15 protein-coding genes are annotated in these 15,665 nt (G+C 68.0%); 6 read left to right on the forward strand and 9 right to left on the reverse strand.

The features are described 5' to 3' along the window. Positions 1–46 precede the first annotated feature (46 nt). The gene (tkt, locus tag LGM89_RS31570) at positions 47–2,119 is read right to left on the reverse strand and encodes a transketolase (RefSeq protein WP_206139524.1); all 2,073 of its coding nucleotides are present in this window, start codon (positions 2,117–2,119) and stop codon (positions 47–49) included. Between the two features lie 216 nt (positions 2,120–2,335). Here tkt and speE point away from each other — a divergent pair, with 216 nt between their 5' ends. From speE to LGM89_RS31585, 3 genes are all read left to right on the forward strand, one after another. Then, positions 2,336–3,193 carry a polyamine aminopropyltransferase gene (gene speE / locus LGM89_RS31575; protein WP_089439211.1) on the forward strand — a complete coding sequence of 286 codons (858 nt, stop codon included), beginning with the start codon at positions 2,336–2,338 and terminating at the stop codon, positions 3,191–3,193. Between the two features lie 162 nt (positions 3,194–3,355). After that, the gene (locus LGM89_RS31580) at positions 3,356–3,772 is read left to right on the forward strand and encodes a VOC family protein (protein WP_226275032.1); all 417 of its coding nucleotides are present in this window, start codon (positions 3,356–3,358) and stop codon (positions 3,770–3,772) included. A gap of 17 nt (positions 3,773–3,789) precedes the next feature. Then, positions 3,790–4,557: a 16S rRNA (uracil(1498)-N(3))-methyltransferase gene (locus tag LGM89_RS31585; protein WP_226275033.1), complete on the forward strand. Its 768-nt coding sequence runs from the start codon at positions 3,790–3,792 to the stop codon at positions 4,555–4,557. A 127-nt stretch (positions 4,558–4,684) separates the two neighbouring features. On the opposite strand, the gene LGM89_RS31590 is transcribed toward LGM89_RS31585, so the two are convergent. The 4 genes from LGM89_RS31590 to LGM89_RS31605 all read right to left on the reverse strand — a co-directional run bounded on the left by LGM89_RS31590 (position 4,685) and on the right by LGM89_RS31605 (position 9,341). Further along, positions 4,685–5,386, reverse strand: a complete 702-nt coding sequence (locus tag LGM89_RS31590; RefSeq protein WP_226275034.1) for a hypothetical protein — start codon at positions 5,384–5,386, stop codon at positions 4,685–4,687. Between the two features lie 223 nt (positions 5,387–5,609). Next, on the reverse strand, positions 5,610–6,173 hold the full coding sequence (locus tag LGM89_RS31595; protein WP_089439207.1) for a barstar family protein: 564 nt from the start codon (positions 6,171–6,173) through the stop codon (positions 5,610–5,612). Positions 6,174–6,189: 16 nt separating this feature from the next. Next, complete coding sequence (locus LGM89_RS31600; RefSeq protein ID WP_031398890.1) at positions 6,190–6,621, reverse strand: ribonuclease domain-containing protein; 432 nt, start codon at positions 6,619–6,621, stop codon at positions 6,190–6,192. A 377-nt stretch (positions 6,622–6,998) separates the two neighbouring features. Then, positions 6,999–9,341 (reverse strand): NADP-dependent malic enzyme, encoded by a 2,343-nt coding sequence (locus LGM89_RS31605; protein ID WP_306427099.1) that lies wholly within the window; start codon positions 9,339–9,341, stop codon positions 6,999–7,001. A 135-nt stretch (positions 9,342–9,476) separates the two neighbouring features. On the opposite strand from LGM89_RS31605, the gene thiL reads away from it, so the two are divergent. Genes thiL through LGM89_RS31620 form a run of 3 tightly spaced genes read left to right on the forward strand, consistent with a single transcriptional unit; the run spans position 9,477 to position 11,548 of the window. Continuing rightward, positions 9,477–10,475 carry a thiamine-phosphate kinase gene (gene thiL, locus LGM89_RS31610; protein ID WP_226275035.1) on the forward strand — a complete coding sequence of 333 codons (999 nt, stop codon included), beginning with the start codon at positions 9,477–9,479 and terminating at the stop codon, positions 10,473–10,475. After that, positions 10,465–11,016 carry a phosphatidylglycerophosphatase A gene (locus tag LGM89_RS31615; RefSeq protein WP_226275036.1) on the forward strand — a complete coding sequence of 184 codons (552 nt, stop codon included), beginning with the start codon at positions 10,465–10,467 and terminating at the stop codon, positions 11,014–11,016. The genes thiL and LGM89_RS31615 overlap by 11 nt, the downstream gene beginning before the upstream one ends. A 31-nt stretch (positions 11,017–11,047) precedes the next feature. Further along, entirely contained in the window at positions 11,048–11,548 is a 501-nt protein-coding gene (locus LGM89_RS31620) for a CinA family protein (protein WP_034186407.1), read from the forward strand. 38 nt (positions 11,549–11,586) lie between these two features. On the opposite strand, the gene LGM89_RS31625 is transcribed toward LGM89_RS31620, so the two are convergent. The 4 genes from LGM89_RS31625 to LGM89_RS31640 all read right to left on the reverse strand — a co-directional run bounded on the left by LGM89_RS31625 (position 11,587) and on the right by LGM89_RS31640 (position 15,651). Then, complete coding sequence (locus LGM89_RS31625; protein WP_226275037.1) at positions 11,587–12,645, reverse strand: haloacid dehalogenase-like hydrolase; 1,059 nt, start codon at positions 12,643–12,645, stop codon at positions 11,587–11,589. Between the two features lie 221 nt (positions 12,646–12,866). Further along, on the reverse strand, positions 12,867–13,694 hold the full coding sequence (gene pyrF, locus LGM89_RS31630) for an orotidine-5'-phosphate decarboxylase (protein ID WP_011350899.1): 828 nt from the start codon (positions 13,692–13,694) through the stop codon (positions 12,867–12,869). Between the two features lie 39 nt (positions 13,695–13,733). Beyond that, the gene (locus LGM89_RS31635) at positions 13,734–14,795 is read right to left on the reverse strand and encodes an aldose 1-epimerase (protein ID WP_226275038.1); all 1,062 of its coding nucleotides are present in this window, start codon (positions 14,793–14,795) and stop codon (positions 13,734–13,736) included. 49 nt (positions 14,796–14,844) lie between these two features. After that, on the reverse strand, positions 14,845–15,651 hold the full coding sequence (locus tag LGM89_RS31640) for an SDR family NAD(P)-dependent oxidoreductase (RefSeq protein WP_089494073.1): 807 nt from the start codon (positions 15,649–15,651) through the stop codon (positions 14,845–14,847). Positions 15,652–15,665: the final 14 nt, after the last annotated feature.

The raw sequence follows: 15,665 nt of genomic DNA on the forward strand, positions 1-15,665 counted from the left end.
CACGGTGCGACGCGCGCGAGGGGTGGCGCGCGTCGCGTCTGTCTCTTTAGGCCAGCACGGCCTTGGCGGTCTCGACGACGTGCTCGACGGTGAAGCCGAAGTACTTGAACAGCACGCCGGCCGGCGCCGATTCGCCGAACGTGTCGATCCCGACGACGCCGCCTTCGAGGCCGACGTACTTGTGCCAGAAGCTCGTCACGCCCGCTTCGATCGCGACGCGGCGCACGCCGTGCGGCAGCACGCGCTCACGGTATTCGGCGTCCTGGCGGTCGAACACGTTGGTCGACGGCATCGACACGACGCGTGCCGCGATGCCTTGCTGCGCGAGCGGCTCGACGGCCTTCATCGCGAGTTCGACTTCCGAGCCCGTCGCGATCAGGATGATCTTGCGCGCGACGATCTCTTCGTCCCAGTCCTTCAGCACGTAGCCGCCCTTCTCGATGTTCGCGATCTGCGCATCGGTACGCGGGTTGAACGCCAGGTTCTGGCGGCTGAAGATCAGGCTCGACGGACGGTCGGCGGCGACCGCGTGGGTCCATGCGACGGCCGTCTCGACCGTGTCGGCCGGACGCCATACGTCGTGGTTCGGGATCAGGCGCAGGCTCGACACGTGCTCGATCGACTGGTGCGTCGGGCCGTCTTCGCCGAGGCCGATCGAGTCGTGCGTGAACACGAAGATCGACGGCACCTTCATCAGCGCGGCCACGCGCAGCGCGTTGCGGCTGTAGTCGGAGAACGTCAGGAACGTGCCGCCGAACGGCTTGTGGCCGCCGTGCAGCGCGAGGCCGTTGATCGCGGCGCTCATGCCGAATTCGCGCACGCCGTAGTTGATGTGGTTGCCCAGCTGGACGCCCGGGCCTTCCGGATTCGCGCGGACGGCCTTCGATGCCTTCCAGTTGGTCAGGTTCGAGCCGGTCAGGTCGGCCGAGCCGCCGAGCAGTTCGGGCAGCGCGGCAGCCAGGCCTTCGATCGCCTGCTGCGACGCCTTGCGGGTCGCCACCGTCTCGCCGCGCTCGTTCGCGCCGGCGATGATCGCCGCAGCCTTTTCGGCCCAGTCGGCCGGCAGCTGGTTGGCCATCCGGCGCTCGAATTCGGCGGCTTCTGCCGGGAACTTCGCGCGATAGGCCGCGAACGTCGCATCCCATTCGGTTTCCGCGCGCTTGCCGGCTTCCTTCGCGTCCCATGCCGCGTAGACTTCCTGCGGAATCACGAACGGCTCCCAGGTCCAGCCGAGCGCCGCGCGCGTCTTCGCGATTTCTTCCGCGCCGAGCGCCGCGCCGTGCACGTCGTGGCCGCCGGCCTTGGTCGCCGCGCCCTGGCCGATCACCGTCTTGCAGCAGATCAGCGTCGGCTTGTCCGACAGCTTCGCCTTCGCGATGGCTGCGTCGACCGCGTCGACGTCATGGCCGTTCACGTTCGGGATCACGTTCCAGCCGTAGGCTTCGAAACGCTTCGGGGTATCGTCGTGGAACCAGTTCACGACGTCGCCGTCGATCGAGATGCCGTTGTCGTCGTACAGCGCGATCAGCTTGTTCAGCTTCAGCGTGCCGGCGAGCGAGCAGGCTTCGTGCGAGATGCCTTCCATCAGGCAGCCGTCGCCGAGGAACACGTACGTATGGTGATCGACGATCTTCGCGCCGTCACGGTTGAACTCGTCGGCCATCAGCGCTTCGCCGAGCGCCATGCCGACCGCGTTCGCGAGGCCCTGGCCGAGCGGGCCGGTGGTCGTCTCGACGCCCGGCGTGATGCCGTATTCCGGGTGGCCCGGCGTCTTCGAGTGCAGCTGGCGGAAGTTCTTCAGCTCTTCGATCGGCAGGTCGTAACCGGTCAGGTGCAGCAGCGAGTACAGCAGCATCGAGCCATGTCCGTTCGACAGCACGAAGCGGTCGCGGTCGGCCCAGTGCGGGTTCGTCGGGTTGTGCTTCAGATGGCGCGACCAGAGCGCGACGCCGATTTCGGCCATGCCCATCGGCATGCCGGGGTGGCCGGAGTTCGCTTGCTGGACGGCGTCCATTGCGAGCGCACGGATCGCATTGGCCATCAGGGTGGTGGAGGCGGGAGACGAAGTCGTCATGTCGAGTCCGGAGAACGAGTCGAGGAAACGGGGGCACGGCGGCATCCGGAAGCTCGAGCGTCAATCGTTCCCGGCGCGCGGTGCGGCGCCTGACGGACGCGAAGCGGACGGAGCCTACGGACGGGGCTGCAAAGCTCGTCATTTTAACAGATGGGCTGACATTTCCCTTGTCGGCGAGTAGTGTTCCGGCACGGTTTTCCGTCAAACCGCCCGCCTCCTATAATTCAGACGTCGGAACTGCCAGCCCTGAGTGGCCCGCCCGTGAGCACGACTCTACTTTTCCACCCTACGCCCGACTCCGCCTACGGCTTCCCGAACGCCCGGCGGCTCGCGCACGTCGCGTCGCCGCACCAGCAGATCGAGGTCTGGGAAACGCCCCAGCTCGGCCGCCTGTTCACGCTGGACGGCCGACCGATGACGTCGGTCGGCGACGAGTACGTCTATCACGAGTGCATGACGCACCCGGCCGCGCTCGCGCATCCGTCGCCGCGCAAGGCGCTCGTGCTCGGCGGCGGCGACGGCGGTGCGGCGCGCCAGCTGCTCAAGCATGCGTGCATCGCGCGGATCGTGATCGCGGAACTCGACGACGAGGTGGTCGGAATGGCGCGCCGGTATCTCGACGACGTGCACCAGGGCGCGCTCGACGACCCGCGCGTCGAGGTCGTGATCGGCGACGCCGCGCATTTCGTCGAGTCGACCGTCGAGCATTTCGATCTCGTCGTGTTCGACCTCACGCCGCCCGATTCGCCGGCGGCCGGCCTCTATACCCGCGCGTTCTATGCGCGGCTCAAGCGGATCCTGACGCCGTGCGGCGCGATCTCGATGCACCTCGGCTCGCCGGTGTTCCACGCGGCGCGCATCGCCGCGCTGCTCGACGACCTGCGCGCGAGCTTCGCGGTCGTCGATCCGCTGTCCGCGCACGTGCCGCTGTATGGCTCGCAGTGGCTGATGGCGATCGCGAGCGACACGCTCGACGCGGCCGCGCTGTTCGCGCACGACATCGACGAACGGCTCGCGGCCCGCCGCGTCCAGGGCTTGCGCTACTACGATGCGCGGCTGCATGCGTCCCTCTTTGCCCTGCCGCGCGCGCTGCGCGATACACTGGGCGTTCGCCGCTGAGCGTCCGCGCGGCCGCCCCGCTTCCGTTTTCCATCGCGTCCCTGCAGGATTCGCGATGCATCGCACCGGGGCGGAATGTCCTGGACGCCGTGCCGCCCCCCTGAACGAACGCCCGGGCATGGAATCAGAACACGTGCCCAAGCGCCCCCACAGGAGATTTTCATGACCGATCCACGTCCGGCCAACGTGCCTTGGTTGACGCCCTACCTGGCCGTACGCAACGCGCGCGCGGCCATCGATTTCTTCAAGGCCGCATTCGGCTTCGAACTGCGCGACGTGCACGACGAAAACGGCGCGATCATGCACGTCGAGATGGCCTACCGCGGCCAGCTGATCGTGATGTTCGCGCCCGAAGGCGCGTTCGGCTCGACCGCGCGCACGCCGAAAAGTGCGAACGCCACTGCGCCGCAATCGTTCTACCTGTATGTCGACGACGTCGACGCCACCTGGCAGCGCGCGCTCGACGCGGGCGCGAAGTCGCTGAGCGCGCCGCAGGATCAGTTCTGGGGCGACCGGTTCGCGCAGATCGAGGATCTCGACGGCTACCGATGGGCGCTCGGGCGCCGTCTCGACGCATGACCCCAACCGTTACACGCATGAACGAAGCCACCACCACCGCGGCCGTGCCGCGCTTTTTCGTCGACGCGGCCCTGCGCGCCGACGCCACGCTCGCATTGCCGGCCGAGGTCGCGCGCCACGCACAGGTGCTGCGCCTGCAGCCCGGTGACGTGCTCGCGCTGTTCGACGGCACCGGCGGCCAGTACCGCGCGCGGCTCGTCGAGATCGACAAGCGCAGCGCGCTCGCGCAGGTCGACACATTCGATCCGGCCGAGGCCGAGCCGCCCTATCGCGTGACGCTCGCGCAAGGCATCGCCGGCGGCGACAAGATGGACTGGGTGATCGAGAAGGCCGTCGAGCTCGGCGTGACGGCGGTCGTGCCGCTGTCGACCGCGCGCGGCGTCGTGAAGCTCGCCGGCGAGCGCGCGGACAAGCGCGTCGCGCACTGGCGCGGCGTCGTGCGTGCATCGTGCGAGCAATGCGGGCGCAACCGCGTGCCCGACGTCGCGCCGGTCGCCGGCTTCAACACCTGGCTCGATACGCTGCCGGCGGCACCGGTCGACGGCGAACTGCGGCTGCTGCTGTCGCCGCGCGCGAGCATCCCGTTCGCGTCGCTGCCCGACACGCCGCCCGCTGCAACCGTCACGCTGCTGATCGGGCCGGAAGGCGGGCTGTCGCCCGACGAGGAACACGCGGCCCGCGCACGCGGGTTCACCGCGCTGTCGCTCGGGCCACGCGTGCTGCGAACCGAGACGGCCGGCGCGGCCGTGCTTGCGGCGCTTGCGGCGCGCTGGGGGGGATGGTGATCGGAAGTCGTGCCCGCACAAGACGGCGCGACACGCCCTGACCGCACGCCACCCTGCCGCCGCACGACAAGCGGCCCGGCATCGCCGCGGGAATGCGGCCCGTGGCGATGCGGCGGTCTATCGCAACTTACTTGTCGCTCGACGAGCCATGCGGCATCGCTTCTGACAACGCATCGAGCACCGGCGTCAGCACGTCTTGCGGGCTACCGGTCGTCCAGCCGCCGCCGAGGCTGTAGATATCGATCTTGCCCGTCACGGGGTACGTGACCGGCGCTGCGTCCAGCACCTTCGCCATGCCGGAGAAGATCGCATTGAACGCGACAATCCGGGCCGCATCATTCTTCAGGCGGCCGTTGCCGAGCTTCGCCTCCAGCGCCTTCGCGCCGGGCCCCACATCCGGGACGCGGCACGCAAATTCAACCGTCGCGATCGTCTCGCCCTCGCGAGCCGAGTTCGGTTGCTGCGACGACCCGGTTGGCTTGCACTCCGAGCGATTGATCGCACGCTGATAGGCCGCGGCCATGCTCTCCACCGACGGACGCAATGCGGCACTCGCCTTCGGCGGCATCGGCGCCAGCAAGTCTTCGGCCATGTCCTTGCGCATCGAATCGCCCATCTTCGACAGAACGTCGACGTTGAGCGCGTCCTTGCCGCCGTAACTCGTGCGCACCGCATCGTTGAATTCGCGGGCTTTCGACACATCACCGTTGACGAATGCGCCGATGTAAAGGTCGACGGTCTGCTCGGGCGTGAGCGGCGCCGCATGCGCGGCGCCCGCCACGACCAGCAGGGGCAGCACGACGGCGCGTGCGGAACGGGAAATACTCATGGGAAGACAGCCCTCTCTCGATGGTTTGTTGTATGCGCCCGATGCGGCCGCTGCCGCGACCGGGCCCATCGAGATTGTCTCGAAAAAAGGTGCCGGATGAAAGGGCAATGTCAGCGGGCCACGCGCCGTTCCGGCCCGTCCGCATCACGCAGGCGCAAAAAAGCCCGCTCGAAGCGGGCTTCCGAAGGATGATTCGCCGAATCGGCCGCGGGCCGACGTGCGCTTACGCGAACGAATAGAACACGCGGAACGCGACCTTGCGCTCGGCCCAGAATTCGGCCGCCTCGCGGAACACGTCGAGCAGCGTCTCGCGCCCTTCCTTGTCGAACTTCTGCGCGATCGGCAGCCCTTCGAGGACGATCACGAAACCGGGCTGCGCGCCGGCCTTCGCGACGAGGTCGGTCAGGGAGTCGTACAGCGCGTCGTAGTTCTTCCCGAAATGCTTCGGGAACAGGAACGACGTCGCGATCGTTTCCATCACTTCCTGCTTCGACTGCGCGGCGCCGCAAAACGCATACAGGAAATGCTGGCCGAGCCGGCCGGCTTCGTCGGCAAGATCCTGCACGCGGAACGCGCGGATCGACTGCACGAGATTGGGTCGCACGGTCGTGAAAAGGCTCATAGGCTCCTCGTTCGATGAAAGCCCGGGCTCGGCTTCCTGTTGCTCCGGCGTGCCGCCAGCCTGCGCCGCCGCGTGCAGTTGGATCACGCGCTGAAACAGATTGCCGTCGCCGGCCGCGAACAGTTCCGCCGCCGCCGTTTCGTGCGCGTAGATGGAGTCGCTCATGCCATTCGTCCCGAAGTCATTCAACAATACGTTTAAAACTGTTGTAGTGGTCGCCCGTGTAATAACAGTTGTCGATCCGGCGCAGTGGCCCGCCGCAGACGATCCGGCGCGCACCGCGATTGCGGGCACGCGGCGTCGGCACCGTGTACTCATGGTAGTAGCCGCGCTTCGCTTTTGGCAGGATCCGCTCGCGGTTGCCAAACACGACGCCGTCTTTCTCGTACGGATAGGGACCGCCAGCGCCGATCAGGCCCAGCGTGGTCACGGCCTCGCGCGGAAGACGGGCGGTCGGAATCGTATCGAGCCCGCTCGCCGCCACGTCGGCCGGAACGGCCTCCCGTGCGTAAGCGGCGGAAACCAGACTGCCCGTCGGCGTGCCGACGATACCCATCGCGAACATCGCGAAGACGGACGCGAGCGCGCCGTTGCGGAGCCACTTGCGTGCCATGAACCAGGGTTCCCGCTGTTAAATCAAGTAGTTGACGACCAACAAAGGCGTTAGCGTAGCGTTATTGGCCGCGCGAATCAATGTCCGTTTGGGAATCGAAAGCGTCGTGATATCCGGAATCGCGCATTTCTTACCGAAATTACACTACATTTATCTTACATAGGATAAAATCCGGACGGCATCTCGCCAATGGTGGGAACTGCCTCCCTGCCTTGCTCGCTGTCTGGAGTGGAGAGATGCTGCTTGTTGCTTGCGGGAAGCGCGTACGCGCCCTGCCCGGCGGCGTGCCCATTGTGGGCACGCCTCTTTTTGCTTTTGTTTACAATTTTCCCGACGCGCCACGCCGGTTCGACCGGCCTGGCGCGTTCGTTTTGGCGTTAGCGCGTGGCGTTCACGTCGGCGACCAGCAGCGCCGCCATGTTGACGATGCGGCGAACGGTCGCCGACTCGGTCAGCACGTGCACCGGCTGCGCCGCGCCCAGCAGGATCGGCCCGATCGCGATGTTGTTGCCCGCGGCCGTCTTCAGCAGGTTGTACGCGATGTTCGCGGCGTCGATGTTCGGCAGGATCAGCAGGTTCGCTTCGCCTTCCAGTGTCGACTCCGGCAGGATTTCCTTGCGCAGCGCCGCGTCGAGCGCGACGTCGCCGTGCATCTCGCCGTCCACCTTCAGCTCCGGCGCACGTTCCTGCAGGATCGTGAGCGTATCGCGCATCTTCTTCGCCGAAGGGGCGTTGCTCGTGCCGAAATTCGAGTGCGACAGCAGCGCGACCTTCGGCTCGATGCCGAAGCGGCGCACTTCTTCCGCCGCCATGATCGTGATCTCGGCCAGCTCTTCCGGGGTCGGGTCGACGTTCACGTGGGTGTCGACGAGGAAAATCTGGCGGCCCGGGAGCACGAGCCCGTTCATCGCCGCGTACACGCTGCAGCCCGGGCGCTTGCCGATCACCTGGTCGATGAAGTGCAGGTGGCGGTGCGTGGTGCTGATCGTGCCGCAGATCATCCCGTCCGCTTCGCCCTTCTTCACCAGCATCGAGCCGATCAGCGTCGTGCGGCGGCGCATCTCGACGCGCGCAAGCTGCTCGCTGATGCCCTTGCGCGCCATCATCTTGTAGTACGTCTGCCAGAAATCGCGGTAGCGCTCGTCGTGCTCGGTGTTGACGACCGTGAAATCGGTGCCCGGCGTCAGGCGCAGGCCGTAGCGCTGGATACGGTGCTCGATCACCGACGGGCGGCCGATCAGGATCGGCTTCGCGAGTTTTTCGTCGACGATGATCTGTACGGCGCGCAACACGCGCTCTTCTTCGCCTTCCGCGAACACGACGCGCTTCTTCTCTTCCGGCGCGGCGCGCGCAATCTGGAAGATCGGCTTCATCGTCGTGCCGCTGTGGTACACGAACTGCTGCAGGTGCTGCTTGTACGCGTCCATGTCCTCGATCGGGCGCGTCGCGACGCCGCCGTCCATCGCGGCCTGCGCGACGGCCGGCGCGATCTTCACGATCAGGCGCGGATCGAACGGCTTCGGAATCAGGTATTCGGGCCCGAACGACAGGTCCTGGATGCCGTACGCGGTCGCGACGATGTCGCTCTGCTCGTGCTGCGCGAGCTCGGCGATCGCGTTGACGGCCGCAATCTCCATTTCACGCGTGATCGTCGTCGCGCCGACGTCGAGCGCGCCGCGGAAGATGAACGGGAAGCACAGGACGTTGTTGACCTGGTTCGGATAGTCGGTGCGGCCGGTCGCGAGAATCGCGTCGGGGCGCACTTCGAGCGCCGCTTCCGGCAGGATTTCCGGCGTCGGGTTCGCGAGCGCGAGGATCAGCGGACGCTCGGCCATGCCCTTCACCATCTCCTGCTTCAGCACGCCGGCGGCCGACAGGCCGAGGAAGATGTCCGCGCCGTCGATCACTTCGGCCAGCGTCCGCGCTTCCGTTTCGCGCGCGAAACGCTCCTTGTCCGGATCCATCAGCTCGGTGCGGCCTTTGTAGACCACGCCCGCCAGGTCGGTCACGATGATGTTCTCGAGCGGCAGGCCGATGTCGACCAGCAGGTCGAGACACGCGAGCGCGGCCGCACCTGCGCCGGACGCGACGAGCTTGACCTTCTTGATGTCCTTGTTGACGACCTTCAGCCCGTTCGTGACGGCCGCGGCCACCACGATCGCGGTGCCGTGCTGGTCGTCGTGGAACACCGGAATCTTCATCCGCTTGCGCGCTTCGCGCTCGACGATGAAGCAGTCCGGCGCCTTGATGTCTTCCAAGTTGATCCCGCCGAAGGTCGGCTCCAGCGCGGCGATCACGTCCACCAGCTTGTGCGGGTCCGACTCGTTCAGCTCGATGTCGAACACGTCGATGCCCGCGAACTTCTTGAACAGCACCGCCTTGCCTTCCATCACCGGCTTCGATGCGAGCGGGCCGATGTTGCCGAGACCGAGCACCGCCGTGCCGTTCGTGACGACGCCGACCAAGTTGCTGCGCGCGGTGAAGCGTGCCGCGTTGAGCGGATTCTCGACGATCTCCTCGCACGCGTACGCCACACCCGGCGAGTACGCGAGCGCGAGGTCGCGCTGGTTGATCATCTGCTTGGTCGGGGCGATCGCGATTTTCCCGGGGGTCGGGAATTCGTGATAGTCGAGCGCGGCTTCGCGAAGTTTGGCTTTGGAGGAGGCTTGGGTAGACATGTGTCTCTTGGCGGGCGGATTAGAATGACTCTTCGACGGCATTGTAGCGCCAATCATCGGCCGCCAGACCGGCGATTCGGGTGCAACAGCCGCGACAAAATTGTACTGAACGGTGCAGGAACGCCGCCGCTCGCCTCGTACAATGCCGTTCCTTCCATCGTTTCGGATCCATCCGCCGTGCCAGCCGCCCTCTCCGAATTTTCGCTGATCGAACGCTTCTTCACGCGCCGCGCCGCGCAGGGCGCCCGTGCGTCGACGCTCGGCATCGGCGACGACTGCGCGTTGATCACGCCCCGATCCGGGAAATTGCTGGCCATTTCGACGGACATGCTGGTGGAAGGCCGCCACTTCTTCCCCGACGTCGCACCCGACGCGCTCGGCCACAAGACACTCGCGGTCAACCTGTCCGACCTCGCGGCGATGGGCGCCGAGCCCCGCGCGTTCACGCTCGCGTGCGCGCTGCCGCGGGCCGACGCCGCGTGGCTGGAAGCGTTCAGCAACGGGCTGTTCGCGCTCGCCGAGCGCTACCGCTGCGAGCTGATCGGCGGCGACACGACGAGCGGCCCGCTGAACCTGTGCGTGACCGTGTTCGGCGAAGTCGCGCCCGACGCGGCGCTGCGGCGTGACGCCGCGCGCGACGGCGACGATGTCTGGGTATCCGGCACGCTCGGCGATGCGCGCGCCGGCCTCGGCGTCGCGCGCGGCGAATGGACGGCCGGCGCAAACGAATCAGCCGCGTTCCGGCGCGCGCTCGAGTACCCCGAACCGCGCATCGCGCTCGGCCTCGCGCTCGCGGGCGTCGCGCACGCGGCGCTCGATCTCTCGGACGGCCTCGCCGGCGACCTGCAGCACATCCTGGCCCGCTCGAACGTGCGCGCCGAGATCGATGCCGACGCGGTGCCGCGCTCGGCCGCGCTCGCGACGCTGGCGCCCGACGTGCAGCGCCGCTGCACGCTGGCCGGCGGCGACGATTACGAACTGTGCTTCACCGCGCCGGCGGCGGCCCGCGCGGCGGTCGAGGCGGCGGGCGTGACGGCCGGCGTGGCGGTTACCCGAATCGGTACAATACGCGCGTTGTCCGCGCCGTCGGAGCAGCCCGCGATCACTTGGCGCGACGCTGCCGGCGCGCCCCTCGCTCTCACGTTGCACGGCTTCGACCACTTCCATGCAGACTGACCCGACGCCCGCGCACGCCGCGGCCGAGCCCGGCGCCGCATCCGGCGGCAACGCGCCGCGGCGCGCGACCGCGCGCTTCATGCTGTCGCACCCGGCGCACATCGTGTCGCTCGGCTTCGGCAGCGGGCTCGCGCCGATCATGCCCGGCACGTTCGGCTCGCTGTTCGGCTGGCTGACGTTCGTCGTGCTCAACCGCTACCTGACGGTGCCCGAATGGTGGGCGCTGATCGCGGCCGGCTTCGTGGCCGGCACGTGGCTGACCGGTTTCACCGCGAGGAAGATGGGCTCGGCCGATCCGGGCGCCGTCGTCTGGGACGAGATCGTCGCGATCTGGCTCGTGATGCTGTTCGTCACGCCCGCGACCTTCGTCGGCCAGTTGTGGGCGTTCGTCGCGTTCCGCTTCTTCGACATGCTCAAGCCGCCGCCGATCCGCTATGTCGAGCGCCGCCTGAAAGGCGGGCTCGGCATCATGGTCGACGACCTGGTCGCCGCGTTCATGACGCTGCTCGTGATCGCCCTGTGGCGCTCCGTCGTCGGCTGACCGATTTTCCGACTCCCGTTTCCCGACGCGCATGCCAACCGATTCCGTCGTCCATCAGCTTGCGATCCGCGCAGGCAACAAGCTGCGTGACGAGCACCTGACGCTCGCCACCGCCGAATCCTGCACCGGCGGCATGATCGCCGCGGCGATCACCGACATCTCCGGCAGCAGCCAGTGGTTCGAGCGCGGCTTCGTCACGTACTCGAACCAGGCCAAGATCGAGATGATCGGCGTGCCGCCCGACCTGATCGACAAGCACGGCGCCGTCAGCGAGCCCGTCGCGCGCGCGATGGCCGAAGGCGCGCTGCGCAACAGCCGCGCGCAGGTCGCGCTGTCCGTCACCGGCATCGCGGGCCCCGCGGGCGGCAGCGAGAAGAAGCCGGTCGGCACCGTGTCGTTCGGCTGGAGCAACCGGCTGCATACCGACGTCGAAACGCTCGTGTTCAAGGGCGACCGCGAACAGATCCGCACGCAGGCGGCCGCGCATGCGCTGCGCGGGCTGCTGAAGCTGCTCGACGAGCGCGAGGGCTGATCGGGCCGGGAGCGCGCGCCGCGCCCCCGCCTGCCCGCTTACTGGATCGCGTCGGGCTTCACGACGATCCAGTTCTTGTCCGCCGTCACCGGCAGGCCAAGCGACTTCTGCCGCGCGGCCGATTCATCCGACCACGCGCGGATCTGCGCCATCTGCTTGTCCTTTTTGTTCACCCACACGCGCACGCCGCCGCGCGCGACGTCGGTCGCGTTCAGCAGCATGTAGCCGTCGGACGTCGGCGTGTCGCCCGCGACGAGCACCGGCTTCTTCCACTGGTCGATCCAGCCGACGATCGAGCCGAGCTTGCCTTCGTACCACGTCATCGGGTTCATCAGGAACGGCGTGATCACCAGGCTGCGGTTCGCGGCCTCGTCGTACTTGCCGGCCTTGATCTGCAGCCGCGAGGTGGTCAGCGCGCCGGTCGCCGGGTTGCGCAGCAGCGTCGTCACGCCGATCACGTTCTGCGGCTTCACGTTGTAGCCGTACTTCGGGTCGGACAGCACGAGCCGCGCGAGCTCCTCATGGGCGGCCGTCATCACGTAGACCTCGATCCCGTTCTCGCGCAGCGCGTTGTACAGCTCCTGCATCCCGCGGAAGAAACGCGGCGGGTTCACCGTGCCGTCGACCACCTTGTCGCCCTGCCAGTAGCGGATCGGGATCGGCTTGCCGTCGGCGAGCATCGCGTCGACGTGGCGCTTCAGGTCGGCCAGCGACAGCCCGGAGAACGCCTGCGCGATCCACGGGTAGCAGACCAGGTCGTCGATCTCGCACAGCCGGTAGTAATAGCTTGTCAGCGATTCCCGGTAGTCGGCGGAATCCTTGAACGGGATCAGCTTCAGCGACGGGTCGAGCGTGTCGCGCGTCAGCACGCCGCGGTTCTCGAGGTACGGCAGCAGCGACTCCTCGAGGTCGTAGCGGTAGGTCGTGTTGTCGGCGTCGAACACCGCGTAGTCGCCGCGGTGCGCGTGCGCGGCGATCATCGCGTTCAGCGCCTTCGCGCTGTCGGCCGGCCAGTGCGAGAGATCCGCCGCATGGGCGAAGCTCATGCACAACGACGCGGCTAGCGCGCTCAGAAGACGTCGGGACAGCTTGGGCATGGCGTCGCTCCTTTCTTGACATTTTCGTGACGGATCGATGACAAGCGGCAGCATCGCGCGATTGGCGCACGGGGATGCGGTGCGGAAGCGACGGGAAGTTGTCCGCGTGCGCCAGCGCGGGCCGGGCGGGCGGAGGAGCGGAAAAGCGGGAGGAAAGCGCCGGGCTCGCGCGTGGGAGCCCGCCGGAACCGGCTGCCCGGACGGGCAACCGGTGCAACCGATCAACGATGCGCGTTGATCGTGTCGCGCGTCTTCTGCGCGGCGAGCGCCGCGGCTTCGGCGAAATCCTCGCCCTTGCTCGCGTACAGGATCGCGCGCGACGAGTTGATCATCATGCCGGTGCCGTCGGCCGTGCGGCCCGCGTTGACGGTCGCCTGCACGTCGCCGCCCTGCGCGCCGATGCCGGGAATCAGCAGCGGCATGTCGCCGACGATCCCGCGCACGATCTCGATTTCCTTCGGGAACGTCGCGCCGACCACAAGGCCGAGCTGGCCGTTCTTCGCGTTCCACTTGTTCGCCGCGAGATCGGCGACGACCTGGTACAGCGGCCGGCCGTTGGTGTCGAGGAACTGCAGGTCGGAGCCGCCCGGGTTCGACGTGCGGCACAGCACGATCACGCCCTTGCCTTCGTGCTCGAAGTACGGCTCGACCGAGTCGTAGCCCATGTACGGATTCACCGTGACGGCGTCCGCGCGGTAGCGCTCGAACGCTTCGCGTGCGTACTGCTCGGCCGTGCTGCCGATATCGCCGCGCTTCGCGTCGAGGATCACCGGCAGGCCCGGATGCTGGAGGTGGATGTGCGCGATCAGCCGCTCGAGCTGGTCTTCCGCGCGATGCGCGGCGAAGTAGGCGATCTGCGGCTTGAACGCGCTCGCGTATTGCGCGGTCGCGTCGACGATCTGCCGGCAGAATTCGAAGATCGCATCGGGCTGGCCGTCGAACTGCACGGGAAAGCGCGACGGCTCGGGATCGAGGCCGACGCACAGCAGCGAATTGGTGCGCTGCCACGCGGCGCGCAGCGATTCGATGAAAGTAAGCGGGGAAGACATGGCGGGTACTCGCGGCAAACCGTTGGTAGACCGCGTATTTTACCCGCGTCGCCGGCGCGCCTCGCGCGAAGCCGCATTGCCGCGCGCATCGGCGCGCTCGACGGTGAACGCGAAACGCCGCGTGAGCCGCTCGCCGGGCGCGAGCAGCGTCATCCCGTGCGCGGTCGCGCCGCCCGGCAGGTTCACCGCGTTGATCGGATGATCGACCGGCTCGAAGCAGAAGAAATCCTCGCCGGGCGGCGTATAGAGCACGTACGCGTCGGCATCGGCCGCCACCGTCAGCGACAGCCCGCGGCGCGGCCAGCTCACCGTCGCGTGGCCGCCCCAGCCGGTGAACGCATGATTGACGAGCGCGGCCGGCAGCGGATACGCGACGCCGAACTGCCAGGCCGGCGGCACGCTCACGTGCCGCACCGGCAGGAAATCCGCGCCCGACAGCCACAGCCCGCCGGCAGCCGCGGCCAGTTCGGTCGCGGTATCGCGCACGAGGAACGGATGCACGCCGAGCCCGAACGGCAGCCGCGCACGCCCCGCGTTCTCGATCGTCAGCGCGATCGACAGCGTCGCGTCGTCGAGCTCGAACGACTGGATCGCGCGGAACGCATACGGCGCGCCGGCGGTGCGATCGAGCGACAGTTGCAGCGACGTGCCGGTCGCATCGTCCACCTGCCACCGCGCGAGCCAGCCGTCGCCGTGGATCGGCAGCGGCTCGTCGCGGCGATTGCGCGGCACCGCGACCTTGCGCCCGTCGCACTCGAACCGCCCGTCGCCGATCCGGTTCGAGTACGGCAGCAGCGGATAGCACGCGAGCTCGTTCGGGTCCGTCGCCGTCTCCGGGTGCTCGCAGCGGCGGAACACCGGCATCAGCGCGCCGTTGTCGCCACGCCAGTCGAAGCGCGCGATGCCGCCGCCGAGATGCGGCAGCACGTCGAGCCGCAGCAACGCGTTCGACAGCGTGACGGCCGCCGCATGCGCGGCGCCGACGCCCTGCGCGAAGGCTGCTGTCTGCGGGCCGGCGCTGACCGGCTGCGCGGCGGCGGCCAGGCGCGCACGGCGCGACTGGCTGGTGGACGACGATGCGCTCGAGGACGTGGCGGTCATGGTGAACTCCTTTCCTTCGTCGAAGAATCGATGCGGGTCGTGCGGACGGTCAGGCCCAGCCGCCGTCGACGATCACGTCCTGCGCGGTGATCATCCGGCTGTCGTCGGCCGCGAGGAACAGCGCCATCCGCGCGAGATCGGCGGGCAGCAGTTCGGCATCGAGGCACTGGCCGGCCTTGATCGCCGCGCGGCCCGCGTCGTCGAGCCACAGCCGGCGCTGCTTGTCGGTCATCACCCAGCCGGGCACCAGCGAATTCACGCGGATGCCGAACGGGCCGAGGTCGCGCGCGAGGCCGCGCGTCAGCCCCTGCACGGCCGCCTTCGCCATCACGTAGACGGGATAGCCGCCGTTCTTCAGCATCCAGCTGATCGAGCCGAGATTGACGATCGCGCCGCCGCCCTGCCGCTTCATGTCGTCGATCACCGCCTGCGCGGCGAAGAACTGGTGGCGCAGGTTCACCGCGATGCCCGCGTCGAACGATGCGGGCGTCACGTCGCCGATCGCATGGCGCGTGTCGTTCGCCGCGTTGTTCACGAGCACCGCGATCGCGCCGATGCGCGCGCGGATCGCGTCGATCGCATGGCGCAGCGCGTCGATGTCGGTCAGGTCGCACGGGAGGAACAGCGGCGCATGGCGTACGTGCGCGAGGCGTTCCGCGAGCGCGGCGCCGGCCGCCGCGTCGAGGTCGACGAACGCGACGCGCGCCCCCTGTTCGGCAAAGTGCTCGACGAACGCCGCGCCGATGCCGGTCGCGCCGCCCGTGATCAGCACCGCGCGATCCTCGAGGCTCGGGTAGCGTGCAAAGCGCGCGTGGCTCGCGGTGTGCGGGTCATGCGCGGAAGTGTCGATGGTCATGCGGTTCGTCTCCG

It is taken from the genome of Burkholderia sp. AU31624 (assembly GCF_020420065.1).
Classification (GTDB): Bacteria; Pseudomonadota; Gammaproteobacteria; order Burkholderiales; family Burkholderiaceae; genus Burkholderia.

Excerpts from the sequence above, each read along its gene's own strand:
- tkt (WP_206139524.1), bottom strand. The coding sequence starts at position 2,119 with ATGCCGCCGTGCCCCCGTTTCCTCGACTCGTTCTCCGGACTCGACATG.
- LGM89_RS31580 (WP_226275032.1), top strand. The coding sequence starts at position 3,356 with ATGACCGATCCACGTCCGGCCAACGTGCCTTGGTTGACGCCCTACCTG.
- LGM89_RS31585 (WP_226275033.1), top strand. The coding sequence starts at position 3,790 with ATGAACGAAGCCACCACCACCGCGGCCGTGCCGCGCTTTTTCGTCGAC.
- LGM89_RS31590 (WP_226275034.1), bottom strand. The coding sequence starts at position 5,386 with ATGAGTATTTCCCGTTCCGCACGCGCCGTCGTGCTGCCCCTGCTGGTC.
- LGM89_RS31595 (WP_089439207.1), bottom strand. The coding sequence starts at position 6,173 with ATGAGCGACTCCATCTACGCGCACGAAACGGCGGCGGCGGAACTGTTC.
- LGM89_RS31600 (WP_031398890.1), bottom strand. The coding sequence starts at position 6,621 with ATGGCACGCAAGTGGCTCCGCAACGGCGCGCTCGCGTCCGTCTTCGCG.
- LGM89_RS31605 (WP_306427099.1), bottom strand. The coding sequence starts at position 9,341 with ATGCCGTCGAAGAGTCATTCTAATCCGCCCGCCAAGAGACACATGTCT.
- LGM89_RS31615 (WP_226275036.1), top strand. The coding sequence starts at position 10,465 with ATGCAGACTGACCCGACGCCCGCGCACGCCGCGGCCGAGCCCGGCGCC.
- LGM89_RS31620 (WP_034186407.1), top strand. The coding sequence starts at position 11,048 with ATGCCAACCGATTCCGTCGTCCATCAGCTTGCGATCCGCGCAGGCAAC.
- LGM89_RS31625 (WP_226275037.1), bottom strand. The coding sequence starts at position 12,645 with ATGCCCAAGCTGTCCCGACGTCTTCTGAGCGCGCTAGCCGCGTCGTTG.
- pyrF (WP_011350899.1), bottom strand. The coding sequence starts at position 13,694 with ATGTCTTCCCCGCTTACTTTCATCGAATCGCTGCGCGCCGCGTGGCAG.
- LGM89_RS31635 (WP_226275038.1), bottom strand. The coding sequence starts at position 14,795 with ATGACCGCCACGTCCTCGAGCGCATCGTCGTCCACCAGCCAGTCGCGC.
- LGM89_RS31640 (WP_089494073.1), bottom strand. The coding sequence starts at position 15,651 with ATGACCATCGACACTTCCGCGCATGACCCGCACACCGCGAGCCACGCG.